This is a genomic window from Pseudoalteromonas rubra, from assembly GCF_005887115.1.
Lineage (GTDB): Bacteria > Pseudomonadota > Gammaproteobacteria > Enterobacterales > Alteromonadaceae > Pseudoalteromonas > Pseudoalteromonas rubra_F.
Genome location: NZ_PNCJ01000024.1, coordinates 12,371 through 32,807, shown reverse-complemented (window position 1 = coordinate 32,807; position 20,437 = coordinate 12,371). Strand labels below are relative to the sequence as shown.

Below are 20,437 nucleotides of genomic sequence, written 5' to 3'. Positions count from 1 at the left end.
ACCCACCATTCAAATTTGGTGCAATACTTAAGTAACTTCGAGCGGGTCATTAGCTCAGTTGGTAGAGCAGTGGACTTTTAATCCATTGGTCGATGGTTCGAGTCCATCATGACCCACCATTTCAAATTTGGTGTAATACTTAAGTAACTTTCGAGCGGGTCATTAGCTCAGTTGGGTGAGAAAAACGAAGCACCGCTTCGCAGTTTTCGAACGCGAGTCAGGACGACGAGCCGGTCCCAAGCGTCAGGACGACTTAATGGCACTTTAACACCGAGCGGGTCATTAGCTCAGTTGGTAGAGCAGTGGACTTTTAATCCATTGGTCGATGGTTCGAGTCCATCATGACCCACCAGTTCAAATTTGGTGTAATACTTAAGTAACTTTCGAGCGCGTCATTAGCTCAGTTGGGTGAGAAAAACGAAGCACCGCTTCGCAGTTTTCGAACGCGAGTCAGGACGACGACGCCGGAACCAACCGTCAGGACGACTTAATGGCACTTTAACATCGAGCGGGTCATTAGCTCAGTTGGTAGAGCAGTGGACTTTTAATCCATTGGTCGATGGTTCGAGTCCATCATGACCCACCATTCTTGTTGAATCCCTTTCCTTTCATAATCTCTTAAATATTCCTTCAAAATACCGTCTTCAACTAGGATTATTGCCCCGATTTTCGTATAATTCGCGGATATTCCGTCATGTGGACTAGTGGTCGAGAGAATGAGTCTAGCAGAACAAATTATGCCGGAGGATTATATTTTTCCTCCAAAGCCTGCGCCGTTAACTAAGCAGGAACAAGCCGAATATAAAACCAGAATTAAAGCGTTGTTAAAAGAAAAGAACGCGGTTCTGGTTGCCCATTATTACACAGATCCAGAGATCCAAGCCCTGGCTGAGGAAACCGGTGGCTGTGTTGCAGATTCACTGGAAATGGCGCGTTTCGGTGCTAAGCAAAAAGATGCCGATATGATCATCGTTGCCGGTGTACGCTTTATGGGCGAAACCGCCAAGATCTTAACACCAGAAAAAACCGTTGTTATGCCGACTCTGGCAGCAACCTGTTCACTGGATGTGGGTTGTCCTATCGACGCGTTTTCTGCGTTTTGTGATCAACATCCGGATAGAAAAGTGGTTGTATACGCGAATACCTCAACCGCAGTAAAAGCACGTGCTGACTGGATTGTGACTTCGTCTTGCGCACTTGAAATTGTTGAGCATCTGGACTCAGAAGGTGAGAAGATCATCTGGGGACCAGACAAACACTTGGGTTCTTACATTCAAAAGAAAACCGGTGCGGATATGATCATGTGGAACGGTGCCTGTATCGTCCACGACGAGTTTAAAACCAAAGCGCTGAAAGACATGAAAGTCCTGCACCCCGACGCGGCAGTATTGGTGCACCCTGAGTCACCAGCCGAGATCGTTGACTTGGCAGATGCTGTGGGCTCAACAAGCCAGCTGATTAAAGCGGCGCAGGAAATGCCAAATCAGAAGTTCATCGTTGCGACAGATCGTGGCATTTTTTACAAAATGCAGCAATTATGCCCTGAGAAAGAATTCTTTGAAGCGCCAACGGCGGGTGAAGGGGCAACTTGTAAGAGTTGTGCTCACTGTCCGTGGATGGCAATGAACGGCCTTAAAGCCATTGAAGAAGCGCTACTAGACCCAAGCGGTAAAGAAGTCTTCGTAGATATGGACCTACGAGAAGGCGCATTGCGTTCATTGAATCGCATGCTGGACTTTTCAGCAAGCTTGCAAAAATAAGCTAAGTTGCTTAGTAACTAAGCATTTGGCTGGGTTTTTACAAAAAATACTTGCTAAAGCGGTAAGCTTTTCATAGTATTAGCGCCGCACCCAAGCGGTGCTACAGCGCGGAGAGATGGCTGAGTGGCTTAAGGCGCACGACTGGAACTCGTGTATACGTTTATAGCGTATCGAGGGTTCGACTCCCTCTCTCTCCGCCATTCCATATTTTGAAAAGGCGTCCAATCGGGCGCCTTTTTGCTTTTTACTATGTCTTAATTCTACTTCACGAGTGCGCTATGTTGCTAAACTTGATAGTACACACTTGGATAAAAAGCCGTTACTATATCCGGCATAAATCGAGTCTGTGAGTTTCGAATGCAAGAAGAGCTACTCAATTCAGTAATTAAAATAACTAAAACAAGAGACATTGATTCACTCGAATACAGCCTGCTGTCTACAATTCAGGAGCTGGTAGGGTGCAAGCACTTGTGTGTCTATAAAAATTTCAACACGCAAGAAGATCTCGCTGTTGAACGTAGTATTGGCCTGACTATGCACGGAGAGCGAGAATTTGAATGGCTTGACAGGCAAGTCATTGAAAAGCCTCAATCTGAATTGATTTCTTGTTTGCAGTCTTCCTGTATTATTACGGTACAAAGTGCTGACGGCATAGAAAAACGCTGGTTGCCTATCAATATCCATGAGACACCTGTTGGTGCGATTGAAGTACACTCCGGCGGCCTCGATAGTAATGAACAGGTACTGCTCAATGCCTTTGTACGGATCTATGAAAACTATCTGACCATATTACACGAAAATGAGCGAGATAAACTCACGGGCTTATTGAATCGTCAGACCTTTGAGAAAAAGCTTAAGCAGCTACTCGAAAAGCAAGTTATCAAACAAAATCGACATATTCGCGATGATCAGGATCCTCGTACTTTCCATCAGGGGGCCACATCCTGGCTCGCTATGATAGACATAGATCATTTCAAACAGGTCAACGACAACTATGGTCATGTTTGTGGGGACGAAGTTTTGTTGCTGGTTGCGCAAAAAATGCAGCAGTTTTTCCGTTCCACGGATCTTTTATTTCGATTTGGTGGTGAAGAGTTTGTACTGGTGTTTGAGCCAACAGATCAGGCGTCTATTGAGGCAAAACTGGAAAAGTTCTTAGCACTTATACGTGAAACGCACTTTCCGTTTGTTAAAAAGCTCACTGTAAGCGCCGGACTTGCTCGGATCAGCCCCTATGACTTTCCAATCAATGTGTTAGAAAATGCTGACAGAGCGTTATATTACGCAAAGGAAAACGGCCGTGATCAGGTTGCATTTTTCGAAACTCTGCTCAATACCAATAAGCTTGAGCGTCACGACGAAGGCTCTGGGATCGACTTGTTCTGAGCAGAAGAAGCAATCTACGGTAACTGGACCAGTTACCGTACTTCTGCTCCATCTATTTCTCTGGTTGCTGATTTGTCCGGCTCGTTGCTATTCACCAATAAAATCTCTTACACTGTCTTAAGCCCGAAACCCGCTTAAAAAGCCCGAGACATCATTATGTTGCACATAATTCAATCCAATCGAATGGAAGCGCTTCAATCTCAGTTCACCACTTTGCTGAAGCAGGCTCCATTGAGAGATCCCTTTGCCAACGAAGTCGTCCTGGTTCAGTCTCCCGGGATGTCTCAGTGGCTTAAAAACGGCTTGAGTCGCGATATTGGTTATGCAGCCCAAGTGGAGTTCCCGCTGCCACTGAGCTTTGTGTGGCGGCTCTATCAGCAATTTCTGCCCGATGTGCCAAAAGAGTCACCTTTTAATAAAAACAATATGAGCTGGAAGCTTTTTACGTTATTACCTCAGAAGCTTGAACTCCCTGTATATGAGCCTCTGCGAGCATATCTGGAAGACAAAAATGATAGTCCCCAGGCTGAACTTAAGCGTTTTGCTTTGTGTGAAAAAATTGCGGATGTCTATGATCAATACCTTATGTACCGGCCCAACTGGCTTGAACAATGGGAGCAGGGGGTAGATCCCCTCGACGATGTAGATGTGAGTATCGCGCCCTGGCAGCCTGATTTATGGCGGGCGCTGGTTTCGCATACACACAACTTGGGACAAAGTCCTTACAACCGGGCGAATATGCACCAACTGCTGCTCACAAAGTTGGCCGATGCAGATCCCTCTACGTTGCCAGAGCGGATCAGTATTTTTGGTCTCTCGGCGATGGCAACGAACCAGTTAGAAATATTTAATGCCTTGGCGCAGAAGATTGATGTGCTGCTGTTTTTTTTCAACCCCAGTGAGCATTACTGGGGAGATTTGGTCGATGAAAAAACTCAGGCAAAGATCCTTGCAAAATACCGGGTTAAACCTACATTGGACGCTCAGTTACAAAAACAGGCAGGCGAGGATAGTTACTACAACACTGGTAACCCTTTACTATCTTCCTGGGGCAAGTTAGGCCGAGATTACCTTGAGCAGTTGCTTCAAACAGATGCGCGTTGGCTGGACGGCTTTGATGATAATTTTGGTCGTAGTTTACTGGCTCAGTTGCAGCAGGAGATCTATCAGCTGGCCTTTAAAGGTGAGTCTTTAGTTGCCGACCCTCACTGGTATGTCAGCTCAGAGGGACGACAGGTTATCGATGAGAATGACAGGTCGGTGCTGCTCAGTGATTGTCACACGCCTTTACGTGAGGTTGAGTTACTGCATGATCACCTGCTTAGCCTATTTCACGAAGACCCAACACTGACGCCCAAGGATATCATTGTAATGATGCCTGATGTGGGTAATTACAGCCCCTATATCGAAGCGGTGTTTGGTAGTGCCTCGGGATCGAGAAGTATTCCGTTCGCACTGGCTGATATGAGCATAGAGCAGGAAAAACCCGTACTAAATTCCTTTGTGACATTAGTTGGATTGCCATTTAACCGTTTTAGTGTGTCAGATATGCTCGACCTGTTGGGTGTGGAGCCTATCAGCAGATGTTTCGGTGTTGAGGAAAGTGAGTTTGTTCAGATCCAAACCTGGCTTGAGCAGGTTGCGGTTAAGTGGGGATTAAATGGACAGCATAAGCGCGATTATGGATTACCAGAAATTTCCTTGAATACCTGGCGGCATGGTTTGCAGCGGCTCTTGTTAGGAATTGCCTGTGCCGATGAGCTAACGGCCTATGATGAGATTTACCCTGTAGATGCCGTAGAAGGCATGGCGGTCAATACGCTGAGCAAGCTCATTGCCTTTATTGAAACGCTGGAAAAGACCCGTAATGAGTTGATGCGTGCGACACCGCTGGACGAAAAAAGCGCGGTATTGAGAAAAGTACTGGCTGATTTTTATGATCAGGAAGCGGAACAAAGCTGGGATCTATTGCAATTACACAAGGTGATCGATGAGCTGGAAAAACATCATGAAAATGGAGACTATTCGGGCCCAGTCGATGCCAGAATTGTGTTGCATCAGGTGCGCCAGGGGATCAAAAATAAAGGTGTGGGACAGCGCTTTTTGGCAGGGGCGGTGAATTTTTGTACCCTGATGCCGATGCGAGCAGTGCCTTTTAAGGTCGTGTGTTTATTGGGGATGAATGACACTGACTACCCGCGACAGGTACAGCCAATCGGCTTTGACCTGGTGCCATATTCGCGACGTAGAAAAGGGGATCGCTCACGTAAGCTTGATGACCGTTATCTGTTTTTGGAAGCGCTGCTCAGCGCGCGTCAGCATTTGTACATCAGCTATTTGGGGCGCTCTTGTTACAATAACGAGCCACAGATGCCATCAATTCTGGTCAGTGAGTTATGTGAGTACCTGGATCGTGCTTTTTGTTATGAGGATGATGCACTGCAACCCAGTAAGCAAATTTACCAGCAAGCCCCTTTGCAGCCATTTAGCAGACAACATTATCAGAGCGGCCCATTACACAGCTTTAACCCTAACTGGTGCCCATATGAGCGTGAAGCTCAGGCTGATGTGACGGAATCGAATACTGAAAAGGTTATTAACGTTAGCCCACCCGAAGAGTTGGAACTGGCAGAATTCCTGCGTGCCTGCCTTGCGCCACAGCGCTGGTTTTATCAATTTACACTGGGGGTTCGCCTGACTTCGCTGGAGGAAGAGTTATCAGACAGTGAACCCTTTGCGTTAGACCCGTTGACGCGCTATCAATATCTCGACGAAATTTTGCATAGTGAGCTGAACGCGGCTCCTTTGCCTGAAACGCAACTCTTACAGCGTGCACAGCTGCCTCAGGCCAATGTTGGCGTGGTGGAGTTGCAAAAGCTAAAAGGGCGTATTGCTAGCTTATCAGCACGTCTCAAAGGCATGATTACCGAACCGTCAGAGCCTGTTGAAGTTGCATTACAAATAGACTCGACGCGTTTGCAGGGGTGGCTGAGTAATGTGTATCTGGGACGCCAAGTGTTTTATCGCACAGCCAGTATTAAAGGTAAAGACAGGATCCGCGGCTATCTGATGCACTTAGTGGCCAACTGCGTAATGCAGGAGGTAGAAACCCATATATATGGGCTCGACGAGCAAGTGCTTTTCCCCGCGATAAGCAGTGATGAGGCGTATATGCAGCTGTCAAAGTGGCTGGCGTTTTACGGTAAATTGATCACCCGTGCGGTGCCTTTTTTCCCGGCTACCAGCTACGAATATTGTAAAACACAAGATATGAGTAAAGCGTTGAGTAAATTTCAGGGAGGCCAATATGTTGGGTTTGGAGACAGTGAAGACCCTTATGTCGCTTTGAGCTTTCCATCATTGCAAGCCTGCGAAACTGAATTTACGCAATTGAGTCGAGACATGTTGACACCGCTTATCAACCTTGGCCAGGAGTCCCGCTATGAAACGGCTTGATCCACAAACCATGCCTTTATCAGGCCACAACCTGATTGAAGCCAGTGCCGGAACTGGTAAAACCTATACCATTACGGGCCTGTATTTGCGTTATCTGTTGGGATTAGTCGACTCAAAAACACAGTCGACTCCCTTTAGTGTCGAACAGATCCTGGTGGTGACCTTTACAGAAGCGGCTACTCAGGAGATCAAAGACCGGGTACGCAGGCGAATCGTGCAGGCGAGGGATGCTCTGCTTGGTGATGAGTGTAATGATACCTTAATTAACGAACTGCTGGCGCAGGTTGAAGACCAGGAAAGTGCTTATCATTTGCTTGATGCGGCGGCAAAGTCGATGGATGAAGCGGCGATTTTTACTATCCATGGCTTCTGTCAGCGTATGCTCAAGCAGCACGCATTTGAATCTAACCTGAGCTTTAATCTGGAGTTCATTCTGGATGACAGCGAGCTATTCAATGCGGCCGTGGAGGACCACTGGAGGCGATTCGTTTATCCTCTGGATTCGGATAAGACTGAACTGGTGTTGTCGCACTTTTCGCACCCACAGGCCTTAGCGAAACGTCTTTATCCAATACTTAAACGCGCAGATGCGCAGCTTAAGCCAGAGCTTGATCTGGCCAGCATTCTTGATCAGAGAACACAGTATCAAAACCAGGCTGTACAGTTTAAACAAAAGCTTCTGAACTCTGATTTTTTCCAGGTGTTACGTGCTGCCGGACTGGCTAAAAATAAAGCCCCAGGGCGGCCTGCGAATATTCAGGCGCTGATCGATTACTGTATGGGTGAGGACTGGTTTTTTGAATTTGGTACCAGTAAGCACTCGTTTGCATTATGGGGTGAGGCCCAGCTGAGCGACCCTAAAAATTATACAAAAACGGGTCAGCCTGTTGTTCATCCGGCCGTGGCATGGTTCGATGAGATGGCACAGTTACATCAGAGCGTGTCTAAGGGATTGCCCATTGCTTTGTTACAGCATGCGCTGAAAGAAGTTCACACACTGATGAGCCGCTCTAAATTGGAGCATAGTCTCATCTCCCCGGACGATTTACTGCACAACCTACATCAGGCGTTGCTAGGTACGCAAGGTAAGGTGTTGGCAGACAAAATAGCGCAGCTTTATCCGGTAGCCATGATTGATGAGTTCCAGGACACAGATCCAATCCAGTTTGGCATATTCTCACGCATTTATGGTAGCGAAAATGGTCAGGGGCTGACCATGATTGGCGACCCTAAACAGGCTATTTATGGGTTTCGTGGTGCGGATATTTTCACCTATATCGGAGCTAAGCACCAGGTTGAACAGACACGACAGTTCACTTTGGATAAAAACTACCGGTCTTCTCGGCGCGTGGTGTCAGCCGTCAATACCATTTTTACAACGCAGCCAGATAGCTTTATTTTTAACCGAGATATTCCCTTTGTTGAAGTGGATGCTGCGGGCAAAGATGCTGATGATACCTTCACCTTGGATGGGGTGGAACCACCTGCATTGCAGTTCAATGTGCTTGAAGATGATGAGGCGCCCGTAACTCCCAAAGCCAAAGCTTACCCTATGCTGGCACAGGGCTTTGCCGCGCAAATTGCACAGCTTTTGACTTTGGCTCAGCAGGGGCGAGCCTGCATCGGTCAGCGCGCGGTGCTGGCAGCGGATATTTGTGTACTGGTCCGTGACAGAAACGAAGCGCGCGAAATCAAACAGGCTTTGCAGTCAGCTGGAGTGAGTAGCGTCTACCTGGCTCGGGACAGTGTTTTCTCGCAGCCCGTTGCCCAAGCAGTCTGGCAGTTACTCCATGTTGTGCATGGCAGTTATGATGAAGCTGCATTACGTGGGGTTCTGGCAGGGCCGTTGTTTGCGCTGAATGAGCAGCAGATTTATGCACTGCGCACTCAGGAGGGGCAATGGCAGCGCTATCTTATGCAATTCGCCCAGCTCAAGCAGTTATGGTATCAGCAAGGAGCGATGGCCATGCTGGAGTCTTTACTGGTTGAGAATCAACTCGTATTACTTTGGCAGCAGGCGGGTTTCGAGGTTGAGCGCTGGCTCACTGACTATCGGCATCTGGCTGAGTTGCTGCAGCATAAACAGATTGAGCTGGAAGGCACACAGCGAGTAATGCGCTGGTTGCAGTCTCAATGTGTCAACCCCAACTATGAAGGCACTCAGCTACGACTGGAAAGTGATGCCGATCTGGTTAAGATCGTCACCATGCATGCCTCCAAAGGGCTTGAATATCCGTTGGTCTACATGCCTTTTGCCAGTGCTTACAGGGGAGCAGATGACGCGATTTATCATGAAAACGGCGCGCTGGTACTCAATCTGGATGCTGACGAACATGCGCAACAAAGCGCTGAACAGGAACGCCTGGCTGAGGATATCCGTCTGCTGTATGTTGCTCTGACCCGGGCAATTCACTATTGCAGTCTTGGTTTGTATAACCTGCCTCTGGGTCGCAGTAAAAAGCCGGGGATCCAGCAAAGTGCCTTGGGGTATGTGCTATTGGGTAATGAAAAAGTAACGCATGCAACACAGTGGCACGAGCAACTCAGGCAGTTGTGTGCAGGTAATGCAGAAATGGCTTACCAGGCATTAGAAACAGTCCCTTGTTTTTATCAGCCAACCCACACTGAACAAACTCAGAATACACACACCCGGCCCGTCGAGGTTACCATTGAGCATAACTGGCGCATGACGAGTTTCAGCCAGCTTAGCTATCATGAGGCCAGTGCTGAGCGACCTGTCGGGGCGCAAGATGAGAACCATAAAATTGACTTGCCTGAGCCGAGTGTGATCAAACGTCATACACCATACACTTTTGTCAAAGGCGCAAGAGCAGGTAGTTGTTTGCACGAGATATTTGAGCAAATTGACTTTACCTCGCCAAGCGCTCCTACCGTGCCAGACAAGCTCACTTTAGCCGAAGCAACCTTAGCCTGTCTTGAGAAGTATCATCTCGATACAGTGTGGCAGGAAACCGTGGAGCAATGGATCCTGGGGTGTCTGAACGCGCCATTAAACCCGACCCCTGAGTTGACACTCAGCCAGCTAGCCATTTCGGATTGTCTGGTAGAAATGGAGTTTCAGTTACCGCTTAAGCGTTTGTCTTATACCAGACTCAACAGGTTGGTCACACAAATCACAGGTGCGCCCAGCCATTTGCGCTTCGACGAAGTACAGGGCATGCTCAAAGGGTTTATTGACCTGATTTTTGCCTGGCAGGGGCGATATTTCATTCTCGATTATAAATCAAATTATCTGGGGGATACCGCCGCCGATTATCAGTCTGATAATCTTGCGCTGGCAATGAATTCCCATCAGTATCACCTTCAGTACCTGATTTACTCCGTTGCCTTGCACCGGCTGTTAAAGCACCGCCTTGCCGACTACAGCCCACAGCGTCATCTGGGTGGTGTCTATTATCTATTCCTGCGTGCGTTACCGGACGGTGCCGGATGTTTCTTTACACAACTTGATGAAGACACTTTATTACAGCTGGATGCCTTGTTCGAGACGGGAGAAGAATAATGACACAGAGTATGTTTGAATTCCCGGCCGACAATCTGGACCACCAGGCTTACGTCGCACTATTGATCCACGCCCGGCGCGTGCGTGCAGCAGATATAGCATTGGCAAAGCTGTTGTGTCGGGAAACATTTGACGCGGTATTTTATCTTGTTTTATTACTGCAACGGGCTGAGCAAAGTCAGCACACCTGTTTATTGCTCACAGACATAGACTGGCAGAACCCGTTTTCGTTGAGTGCAGACGATATAAGAGCGTTTTCTGGCATGTCGGGTTTGGTGACCACATTACCCTATACTCCGTTTGATGATCCGGAAGCGGCATTGGCGGAACTGAGCGAACATCCTGCAGTCGGAGAAGGCAGGCCGTTGAGGTTGTTCGCAGGCCGACTATATTTGGGACGGCTGGCAGAATATGAAGCGTATCTTAGTTCTCGTTTTCAATCGATGGCACAGCAATCTATTCGCCTGAATCAATCTCAGTTGAGTGATTTGTTGGACGATTATTTTCCTGACAATAATGCTCAGGGAGTTGACTGGCAAAAGGTTGCCTGCGCTATGGCAGCATCCAGCGGTTTTTGCGTGATTACAGGTGGCCCGGGTACTGGAAAAACCACCACAGTGACTAAGCTGCTTGCGATTTTACAGTCTCTGTATGCGGATGTACCGCTGGGCATAAAGTTGGTGGCGCCAACAGGTAAAGCTGCTGCAAGGCTCAGCGAGTCAATAATCGGTGCTAAGGGACGACTTGCACTGGCCCCTGAGTTAGCTGCGAAGATCCCCGAGCAGGCTCAAACTATTCATCGTTTGCTTGGGGTCATCCCCAATACGAATCGATTTATGCATCACGAACAGAATTTACTGCACCTTGACTTGCTGATAGTAGATGAAGCGTCCATGGTTGATTTGGCCTTGATGAGCAAGTTGGTGAAGGCATTGCCACCTCATGCCAGACTGATTTTGCTGGGCGATAAGGACCAGCTTGCTTCGGTTGATACAGGTAGCATCTTGAGCGACTTGTGTGGACATCTGGTATTAGGATCTCAACCTATATATTCGGCCAACCGGGCTGCGTTTTTAAATCAAGTGTGCTTTGCAGGTCGTGCAGTACTAAAAGGCACTGCCACTCGTTATGCGCTGGCTGATGCCACTGCATTTTTGCAGCAAAGTCATCGCTTTAAAAGTGACAGTGGGATTGGACAACTGGCAAGTGCTGTTAATCATAATCAGCCAGAGCGTTTGCAGCAGATTATAAATCACGGGTTTAGCGACCTGAGCTTTTATGGTCTCGGCGTGGAGCAATATAATGCCTTGCTTGAGCGTGCAGCAGATCATTACAGTGCGTATCTGAGGGCCATTGAAGACAATCGTGATGTTGCAGATGTACATACTCTGTTTGCCCAGTATCAGCTTCTGGCTGCGGTCAGAGAAGGTCCTTATGGTGTTTCAGAGCTCAATAAGCGGATTGAACAGAAACTCGCACAGCGCAGGCTGATTGTACCGTACAGCCGATTTTATGCTGGTATGCCAATTATGATTACGCAAAATGATTACCAGTTAAAACTCTTTAATGGTGATATTGGTATTGTATTACCTGATGACAATGGTCAGCTTTACGCAACCTTTATCGATGAACAAAACACGGTTAGGTACTATTATCCAGCGAGGCTCCCCAGCTTTGAGCTGGTTTATGCCATGACAATTCACAAATCGCAAGGATCTGAGTTTGATTATACTGCGTTGATCCTGCCGCCAATCCAGAGAGCCGGCAAGGGGGTGAATCGTCAGTTGGTGTACACGGGTATCACGCGTGCAAAACGGCACCTTGAATTGAATTGCCAGCCGCAGGTGTTGCAATTATCGATGCAGACACAGGCAGGGCGGCAGTCTGGAATGGGGGAAAGGTTACGTTTGGGTTAAATTTATGTTTTTATCTTGTTTGTTCATCTGATTGGTCTACAGTAGTAAATAACGGAGATGACAAACCGTATTCATCACCGTTGATAACCCAGTGATTTATGCCGCCAGCAGTCTGGCGGCATTTTTATTTAGTCGATGAGTGGTCTAATATTGGGACAGTGTTGACTTTTTCAGCGGATTACGGCTTTATAAAATAAAGTAATTACTCAAAAGAATAAGAATGATGAAATCACTGGAACAACACTTGATAAACTACGCGCTTTATCACAGAGATAAACGCAATATTGCAACGCACTTCGTAGGTGTCCCCCTGATCGTGTTTGCGGTTGTCTGGATGACATTTTTGCCATTCGGCATGTTTGACCTGGTTCAGGTAACCTTGTCCGCCTGTTTAATTCTACTCGCTAGCATTTACTACTTATACCTGTCACCCACACTCGGCAGCTGGATGATAGGGTTTTTGTTACTTTGTCAGGTCGCTGCAAACTATGCATTTGAGTCTGTGTCTAGAGCGGGCATTGACGTTATCTGGTTCTATGTGACGGGACTCGCATTATTTGTCGTTGGCTGGGTGATCCAGTTTATCGGGCATTATTTTGAAGGAAAGAAGCCCGCTTTTGCGGATGACCTGATGGGGTTATTGATAGGCCCCTTGTTTGTGATGATGGAATTATTGAATAAAGTGGGCTGTTTCAGAGCGCTTGAGCAGCGCATAAATAGTGAGGCCGGTCCATACCGGCCTTGAGACACAATGGTTAGATAGAAATCCGAGTTTCCAACTGACATCCTTTAACAATGGTAATATTCTGACAATTGAGGCGAATTTTACCATTGTTGGTTTCCAGCACATAAGCCAATTCAGGTGCTCTGTCACCGCCAGCCTCGGTCAGCTGCTTACGGGCACGATGCACCATAATATTCATGTGATTGGTTTGTACTCCCAGTGCTTTGGCGAGATCCTCCCGGTAAAGCCAACCCTGAGACTCAGTGTCCATGCCATTTTGCTTATCATCAATACGTGTTCTCGCTAACAACAGCATCAGGTAATGGTGTGTACGGCAGCCTAAGTCAATTTCCTGACCTTCCAGCTCGAGTGTCAGGTCAGTCTTTTCTTCATCCTGACTGACGCTGAAACTAAGGGCGATTGGTTTTACCACAGGCTGGTTGTCCAGGTGCTTGGTCATTGTTGATGTGTTTGCACAGTAGAAAAGCCATTGCTGGCCAAACAGAGAAACAACACCGCCATCGATCAGGGCTTGTCTATCTGAAGTATTAAGATCTTCCAGAAACCAGTAGTTGAGTAAAGCATCAAAGTATACGATGTGGCTGGCTTCTTCATCGTTGGGAAGCAAGATTTGGTTTTCGAGCTCAATAACCTGATTTGGGTTACTTTGTGAAACCAGATACTGACAATTGGCATTTAAGTTAGCCACAACATAAGAGTTTTGGCCTGGCGCGGCAAAGTCTATTTTATCGTGCTCTGAGAGCTGATAGGGAAGGTTTTTATCAATTTTTTTGTCGTTGATCCAGATGCCGTTAGTGCTGACATCCCGGATTAACCAAGTGTCATTGGCGTGTTCGATAATCGCATGGTGCCTTGAAATACCCGGCTTATCGACGAACGTATCTACATTAAACTTGTAACGCCCAAAAGTGTGATAACTTTTCAGGTAAATTTTTTCTAGTTTCTGTTCATCGATTAAATAAGCCATAAATTTTTCCTAACTTTCCGTATAAGTGACGCACACGAGTTTGAATGTCGGTGGATATTCTACCTTGTTGAAGGGACTATTTCCTTAGATACCTTCGGTTTATAAAAAGAACCCGCCGAAACGGGTACTGTTATTTCAGGAAATATTCACAATAATAAGGCCTGACTGATCAGGTCATTATTTTTGTCCGGGCAAAGACAATTGCGAACCTTAACATTGTACTTAGTCTGCTTTGATCTTGCCATTACAGTGGATTACACCGGGTGATTTGCTGCCTTGCATAAAATGCAACTATGTTCCATATTTTCTTTAGAGTGCGGCCACAGCTTGGCAGCGGAGGAAATATGAGTGAGTACAAATCGCTACAAACGCTAAAGTTAGAAGGGGTCTATCAGTTTTGTGATTACTATGATGCAGAAGCACTGACTTTGTCGAGTCCGGCAACTAAGGTGATTACTGATTTTGCTAGACGTCAACCGCAGATGATCCAAAAAGATGTCGATATAGATCATGCGGTATATATGATGCTCAATGGTCACGTAAGGTCAAAGCTGGTTGTGGATCACGATGATACATTTCTGGGGGTCGTCAACTCAAAGGATTTGTCGGGTCGTCGGGTGTTATCAATTGCTCAAAAACGGCAAGTGGCGCGCAGTGACTTAACCGTTGAAGATGTGATGACAAAAAAGCAGGACTTGCATGCGATGCGTTTTACGACCGTTGCAAATGCTAAAATAGGGGATGTGTTACAGACGCTCAGGGAGCTTGGCCAGCAACATGTTCTGTTAATGGATGAAAAAGGCGGTTTAAGAGGCATGATTTCTTCGTCTGATATTGCGCGGGCTTTGCATGTGCCCGTAAATATTTTCCAAAAAGCTCATTCATTTAGAGACATTTTCGAGATTATTCACGAGCACGGAGAGTTAATGGCGTGATTTACATGATGCTTTCGAGGTAACTGACAGCACCCTCAATAGAAGCGACCTGTCCGTCAATGCAGTTTTGCGGTGTTGTATTCGGACTGTCAGGGTAAACTTCAGTGGTTGTAACGTAAGGAGCCTCTGTCATACCCATGCATAGTCCTAATTTGGTGGCATCGTAATTGATGACACCAAACTGCTCTACAGGGACGCCAATCAGGGCATTATTTTCATCCGCTTCTGCAATATGAGTGACTTTCTTCACAGTGTTGATTATGTGTCGTTGAAGCTCTGCTTCAGGCTTTTGGCTGTGTCCAACCAGATAAAACCCATCCGGAATGTTCCAGTTATGATTGGCCTTGCCGTCGCGAGCCGCAAGTGCCGGGCGGAATTCAGTATTGTCCGTATCCGTAGTCTCATGTAAGTCGATATGAAGAATAATTCGCTCCCGGCAACTATTCACGTAGTCCATGGCGAGTCCGGACTCTGCAGCCGGACTCTGTGAATAGAAAGATCGGTTAGGGTCTACAGCCAGGGGATTCCAGCGGTTAATCGTTTCATAGCCCCATGGGCTAATGCACGGTAGCACGACGAGATTAAATTTCCCCTGATAAGTGTGGGTATGCTTTTTGGCAAATGCCAGCGCACCTAAAACACCGCTGGTTTCGTAACCGTGCACACCGCCAGTTACTAGTACAACTGGCAAATCAGCACACCAAGGTGTAGATTTCAGCGCATACACAGGGTAGAGGCTGTCATACTTTAGTACGCCATATTGCTCAACCTTAAAGTGTGCATTAAGTGCATTGATAGCAGGCACAATGTCTTCAAAATAATCACGTTTTTTGGTTTGCTTTAGCAACCATTGGTGTTTCTCTTCCTGGCCCCACGGTTTACCGGTTTGTCCGATTGAATACTGTTCTGTCATAACATGTCTCATTTCCACTGATAGTTGCATGCTAATCAGAATAGGTACCCGGAGCAAGTTATCTACGCCAGGTAACCCATATTTTTAAGACGCTGTTGTTGCTCTTTACGTACTGTAAAAGCAAGTAGTTTAATAACGCCAGTGTGGGTTTTTACCTGAGTAATGGTCAGACCCGCGTAATTAACGAAGTCGATAGATTGAATGTTTTCAGCAGGTACGTAATGTCTGCGACCAGTCAGACTAAAAAATGACAATCCTTGATTGCACAGTGTCACACGTTTATGACCCGCCAGGCTCATCAAAAAGTTGATGGCAAATGCAGTTGTTATCACACAGGCTAGGGTGATTTGCAGGCTAGCTAGGAAAGACAGGTTGAGTTCGGTGAAAAGTCCGGCCAGTGCTAGCAGCGCAATAACGAAAGCGCCAACGACGCTGTAAAAAGTAGTGTTCACTTCCAGTTTTAGTTCATTCATTATTTGTTCCTAATATGACATATTCCCGAGAGGCTGGAAATTTAGGAGAAGAAAATGGAAGAATTATGAATACCCAAAATTAAAACTGATAATTGCGATTTTAGGGTTAAAGAGTGTGCCAATCATCAACCAAAGGGTTTATGAAACCGCACTGGCGGTAAGCTCGATGGATAAAGTGACTTTCTTTTAATTTTGCTAAGCCTAACTTTAGCGCATCATATGCTTCATCACCGAGGGGGTGATGTCGGGAAACGACAAAGTGACGGCTATCCTGAAGCGCAACTTTTACCCCCTCGATCGCTTCTATCCTGTAACCCGCTCCTTCGTAAAAAAACGGGCGAGTATTGTTGAAGGACACCAGCATTACATCGACCCAGCCATTACTGACTAACTTAGCCATTGTGATCCAGTCATCCTCATGGTGAAGCTGCTTGGGAGACAGTGCCTTGAGTGTCAGCCAGTCAACTAACCAGGCTTTGCTACTGACAACACTCACATTGCTGAGATCTCGGGTAATTTTATTGCGTAAACGCGCTTTGTTGATGTGCGACGTGTAGATCCCTGCAAAGTAGTTTCCTTTTTTGATGATGGGCTCTGAGATATAAACATCATTGGTAATCATTTTGGCCTGAGAGAGCCAGATGGTATCAAAGCTCATCAGCAGCAAACCTGACTCCAGTAACTTCAGGTTCCTTGCATCGTAGTTGCCCAGCGTAAAGCTAAATGTGTGTTTAAACCCGCCTTCATGTAACGCACGTTGTGCGATGAGAAACTCAACAACATCACGTTGGCATTTCGGGTGGTCAAATATATCAGCAGAGAAATCGGAAATGGATTGCTCCGCCAGAATTTCCTTTGCGTACAGATAAATATCTTCCTCTATAGAAATTGAGACACGAGCGTGAGCAGACAGTGATAAGTCTAAAATAAGTAATACTTTCAAAAGTAAGAGTTTCAATGAACGCATAGCGACTCCCGTGTTTTCTAAGAAAGTCTAGCTCAGAGGGGGGAGTTGACGATTTTTAAAGTGACAACCTGGCTTTTGTAGAATATGTTTGAATGCTAGAAGTGATTATATGTCGATATTGGCAGGCAAGTGTCAGATGGAATAAATCAAGGTATCAGTTACCCTGGTTACAATATCACCACTGACACCGGTCAGGGTCATCTCAATTACAAGGAACTAATTAATATGAAATTTGAACAACTATTGAACCACTTTGATATGGGAATATGTGTGGAGCAATTACAAAAAGAGTCCTTGTTGGATATTGCTCTGTTGTTTGTCAGTATTGATGGAAAAATTGAAACTGAGGAAATGGATATTGTCCGGGATTGGGCGCAAACGTTGCACTGGAATTCAGCTATTTCTTTACAAGACTACATGGATGATGCACTAGGTAAGTGCCTGGTAGCCATTAAACAAGAGCAGACTGAGAGCTACATTCAGCACAGGTTGAGTCATATTGTTGATAAACCAATGCGCGAATTAGCTGTATCAATTGCTCACAAAATCAGTGAAGCAAATGGTGAAGTGTGTGACAGTGAGAAGCGTGCATTAGCCATGTTGGAAAACGAGATATAGGGGAGACCCCTATATCTGTTGCAGCGCTTAGCACTATTTTAGTGCCTCCGCGACTTCCGCTATTTTTTGCCTTAACCAAATATGGCTGGCATCACGATGTAAAAGTGGGCTCCAAATCATATCTAATTCAAATGGCGGAATAGGGAAGGGGGGCTCAAGGATCGCCAGGTTAGGATCGTCTCGGTATATATTGGCGGCTTTTGATGGCAAGGTCGCAATTAAGTTTTGCTCTTTTGCCAGATGGATTGCAACGTGGTAATTACGTGTAAATGTTGCGATGTTGCGGTGCTTCCCGAAGTGAGCCAGAGCTTCATCCACCCAACCCAGTTTTTGAACGTCAGCCGGATCCATACCGACTCCAACACCAAAGCCAGTCTTACTCACCCAGATGTGTCGTGCCTTTAAGTAGGCATCCAGATTGAAGTCTGCCCTTATTGGGTTGTCTGATTTGATCAAGCAACAAAAGCTATCTTTCCAAATGCGCTTATGATGAAAAGATTGTGGCAGGTTTTCAAACCGGTTTATCGCCATATCTACCTTGCCATTCTCCACGTCATGGAATGTAACATCACTGGGTGTGAGAATGTCGAGCGTGGTGTCCGGGGCTTCCATATGCAGCTTATTCAGTAACTTAGGAGCCAATGTGCTGGCTGCATAATCACTGGCCATAATCCGAAAGACCCGTTTACTTTGCCCTGGTTCAAATTCTCGATTTGGTGCCAGTGTCTCTTCTAATGTCATTAAAATGCCACGTATGACAGGCTGGAGCTCCAGTGCACGTTCTGTGGGCACCATACCTTCACTTGTTCGTACAAGAATGGGATCGTTAAACAAATTTCTAAGCCGCTTCAGACCATTGCTCATAGCAGGTTGAGTAATGCTTAACTGGTTTGCTGCCCGAGTTACATTACATTCTCGTAATAGCGTATCCAGATAAACCAATAGGTTCAGATCAATTTTACTTATATTCACTGTGTTCCTTTATTATTCTATATGCTGGTAGAAGCGTTGTGCGGCGGGGTAGGGATATATTTGTTTCACAACATGTGTTTTCACGTCCCGCTGAGCTTGCTGCCAATAATTCACCTTAAGCAATGATTCATGAGCGCTCTCAAACACCGCTCTGAGTTTAGGGTCTGTCAGTACAAATGTACACAATTGTTCAGGAAATACGTCATTTGGTGCCGCTGAAGGCTCTGCTATGCCACTATATAAGTCTTCCAAAGAAGGTTTTGGCATGGGCCTAAAATTCATATCCGTCAGATACTGTACTTCATCGTAATCATAAAATATCACTCTATGATGTTTGGTCACGCCAAAGTTTTTCAGGAGCATATCCCCTGGGAATATATTCACGCTGAGCATTTCTTTGATAGCATGACCATAGTCTTCGATAACTTGTTTAGCTGCTTGTTCATCCGCCGTTTGCAAAAAAAGGTTCAGTGGTGTCATGCGTCGCTCAATGTACAAGTGCTTAATGACGATATAATCACCCTCATCTCTTAAGCTGTTGGCGATTGTTGCCTTGAGTTGAGTCAGCAATTCTGAAGAAAACTTGCTTTTAGGGATCACCACCTCTGAGTATTCGATGGTATCGGCCATACGACCAACCCGGTCATGACTTTTCACTAATTGGTAGCGCGCCAGTACGGTATCCCTGCCGAAGGGTTTACTTTCAGCAAAGACATCTTTTATCACTTTAAAGACAAAGGGAAAGTTGGGAAGGGTAAACACCATCATAACCATACCTGGCGTGCCTGGTGCTACGGTAAAGATATCCTCGCTGTGCTGCAGATGAAAGAGAAAGTCGCGATAGAACTCGGTTTTCCCCTGTTTGTGAAATCCAATGGCATTGTACAGCTCAGCCGTTGTTTTATTTGGCATTAGTTGTTGTAAAAATCCCACCATCGCAGACGGTGCCTGGGTTTCAACCAGAAAATATGCACGTGCGAAACCAAAAATGACACGCATTTGTGCACTTTTGGTCAACAGCGCATCGATGTAGATGCCACCCTGGGGATGATGTAATAGTGCAATGATGAATGGCTGAACACCGGACTTTGACACAACCCGACCAACGATATAGGCCCCTTTGTTACGATAAAAAGGGGCGGTGAGAATATCGAAGCGCAGTCCATGGTGACTGTGGTGTGTACTTGGTGCTTGTTTAATGAAAGCTTTTACCAGCAGTCTAATATCTTGTTCCAGATCGCGAAAACCACATTGTAAATCCATGTGTGAAATCATGTTTCGAATTGTGGGCTTGAGTCCTGAAACCACGGGAAAATAGCTTCGGAATTCGGCTTCAATAGGTAAGGTTGTGGGCTTTTCAAGCGTAGTTGCGACGAATATAAAGTCGTTTTTATAGTATCGGCGATGAAACAATCTACAAAACACAGAGTTATAGAATGTTTCGGCTAGTTCGGCCTGCGGGTGAAAGGAAAGTAGCGCTGCATAGAATTGCTTTATTTGATGCCAGAGTGACTCGTCAGGAGGGGCTAGCGTGATTTGCTTCTTCAGTGCTTCGACGGTGTCGTTGACTCGGGTGTCGTACAAGCTGATCCGCTGTTTACTGATTTGTTCAATTTCCCCCCACCTTTGTTGTGCAAATGCAGCCGGAGCTCGCGCCGTAATTTTTTGAAATAGCGCAAAGTGGGTATGAAACCCTGACAGAATATATTCTGCGATTGTTTGAACCTGGTAACTCATCGGACCTCCTAATCTGCGAGTTACTTTAGCGCACAAATGTTAGTCTCTCAAGTTCGAATACTGTTAGTG

The 20,437-nt window shown here is 46.2% G+C and carries 14 protein-coding genes and 4 tRNA genes; 12 read left to right on the top strand and 6 right to left on the bottom strand.

The features are described 5' to 3' along the window. The first annotated feature begins 43 nt into the window (after positions 1–43). From CWB98_RS16475 to CWB98_RS16430, 10 genes are all read left to right on the top strand, one after another. Positions 44–119, top strand: a tRNA-Lys gene (locus CWB98_RS16475). Positions 120–276: 157 nt separating this feature from the next. Continuing rightward, positions 277–352 (top strand) — tRNA-Lys (locus CWB98_RS16470). A 158-nt stretch (positions 353–510) separates the two neighbouring features. After that, a tRNA-Lys gene (locus CWB98_RS16465) sits at positions 511–586 on the top strand. A 130-nt stretch (positions 587–716) separates the two neighbouring features. After that, complete coding sequence (gene nadA / locus CWB98_RS16460) at positions 717–1,760, top strand: quinolinate synthase NadA (RefSeq protein ID WP_138545850.1); 1,044 nt, start codon at positions 717–719, stop codon at positions 1,758–1,760. A 109-nt stretch (positions 1,761–1,869) separates the two neighbouring features. Further along, a tRNA-Ser gene (locus tag CWB98_RS16455) sits at positions 1,870–1,960 on the top strand. 157 nt (positions 1,961–2,117) lie between these two features. Next, complete coding sequence (locus CWB98_RS16450; RefSeq protein WP_138545849.1) at positions 2,118–3,146, top strand: GGDEF domain-containing protein; 1,029 nt, start codon at positions 2,118–2,120, stop codon at positions 3,144–3,146. A 156-nt stretch (positions 3,147–3,302) separates the two neighbouring features. Beyond that, the gene (recC, locus tag CWB98_RS16445) at positions 3,303–6,602 is read left to right on the top strand and encodes an exodeoxyribonuclease V subunit gamma (protein WP_138545848.1); all 3,300 of its coding nucleotides are present in this window, start codon (positions 3,303–3,305) and stop codon (positions 6,600–6,602) included. After that, positions 6,589–10,125, top strand: coding sequence for an exodeoxyribonuclease V subunit beta (gene recB / locus CWB98_RS16440; protein WP_138545847.1), 3,537 nt, complete (start codon positions 6,589–6,591; stop codon positions 10,123–10,125). The genes recC and recB overlap by 14 nt, the downstream gene beginning before the upstream one ends. Next, positions 10,125–12,041 carry an exodeoxyribonuclease V subunit alpha gene (recD, locus tag CWB98_RS16435; protein WP_138545846.1) on the top strand — a complete coding sequence of 639 codons (1,917 nt, stop codon included), beginning with the start codon at positions 10,125–10,127 and terminating at the stop codon, positions 12,039–12,041. The genes recB and recD overlap by 1 nt, the downstream gene beginning before the upstream one ends. A gap of 223 nt (positions 12,042–12,264) precedes the next feature. Further along, complete coding sequence (locus CWB98_RS16430) at positions 12,265–12,786, top strand: DUF962 domain-containing protein (RefSeq protein ID WP_138545851.1); 522 nt, start codon at positions 12,265–12,267, stop codon at positions 12,784–12,786. 10 nt (positions 12,787–12,796) lie between these two features. Here CWB98_RS16430 and CWB98_RS16425 read toward each other — a convergent pair whose 3' ends face one another. Next, positions 12,797–13,753 (bottom strand): FHA domain-containing protein, encoded by a 957-nt coding sequence (locus tag CWB98_RS16425; RefSeq protein ID WP_138545845.1) that lies wholly within the window; start codon positions 13,751–13,753, stop codon positions 12,797–12,799. Between the two features lie 344 nt (positions 13,754–14,097). Between CWB98_RS16425 and CWB98_RS16420 the strand changes: the two genes are divergently transcribed. Then, on the top strand, positions 14,098–14,688 hold the full coding sequence (locus CWB98_RS16420) for a CBS domain-containing protein (RefSeq protein ID WP_138545844.1): 591 nt from the start codon (positions 14,098–14,100) through the stop codon (positions 14,686–14,688). Position 14,689: 1 nt separating this feature from the next. Here CWB98_RS16420 and CWB98_RS16415 read toward each other — a convergent pair whose 3' ends face one another. The 3 genes from CWB98_RS16415 to CWB98_RS16405 all read right to left on the bottom strand — a co-directional run bounded on the left by CWB98_RS16415 (position 14,690) and on the right by CWB98_RS16405 (position 17,041). Beyond that, positions 14,690–15,601 (bottom strand): M14 family metallopeptidase, encoded by a 912-nt coding sequence (locus CWB98_RS16415; RefSeq protein WP_138545843.1) that lies wholly within the window; start codon positions 15,599–15,601, stop codon positions 14,690–14,692. 62 nt (positions 15,602–15,663) lie between these two features. Continuing rightward, the gene (locus CWB98_RS16410; protein ID WP_138545842.1) at positions 15,664–16,074 is read right to left on the bottom strand and encodes a hypothetical protein; all 411 of its coding nucleotides are present in this window, start codon (positions 16,072–16,074) and stop codon (positions 15,664–15,666) included. A 106-nt stretch (positions 16,075–16,180) separates the two neighbouring features. Beyond that, a complete protein-coding gene (locus tag CWB98_RS16405) occupies positions 16,181–17,041 on the bottom strand; it encodes a hypothetical protein (protein WP_138545841.1) in 861 nt (286 codons plus the stop codon). 225 nt (positions 17,042–17,266) lie between these two features. Between CWB98_RS16405 and CWB98_RS16400 the strand changes: the two genes are divergently transcribed. Beyond that, a complete protein-coding gene (locus CWB98_RS16400; protein ID WP_138545840.1) occupies positions 17,267–17,659 on the top strand; it encodes a hypothetical protein in 393 nt (130 codons plus the stop codon). Positions 17,660–17,692: 33 nt separating this feature from the next. Here the strand turns inward: CWB98_RS16400 and CWB98_RS16395 are convergent, their stop codons facing one another. Continuing rightward, the gene (locus tag CWB98_RS16395; RefSeq protein ID WP_054013987.1) at positions 17,693–18,631 is read right to left on the bottom strand and encodes a LysR family transcriptional regulator; all 939 of its coding nucleotides are present in this window, start codon (positions 18,629–18,631) and stop codon (positions 17,693–17,695) included. 12 nt (positions 18,632–18,643) lie between these two features. Further along, the gene (gene aceK / locus CWB98_RS16390) at positions 18,644–20,368 is read right to left on the bottom strand and encodes a bifunctional isocitrate dehydrogenase kinase/phosphatase (RefSeq protein ID WP_138545839.1); all 1,725 of its coding nucleotides are present in this window, start codon (positions 20,366–20,368) and stop codon (positions 18,644–18,646) included. Positions 20,369–20,437: the final 69 nt, after the last annotated feature.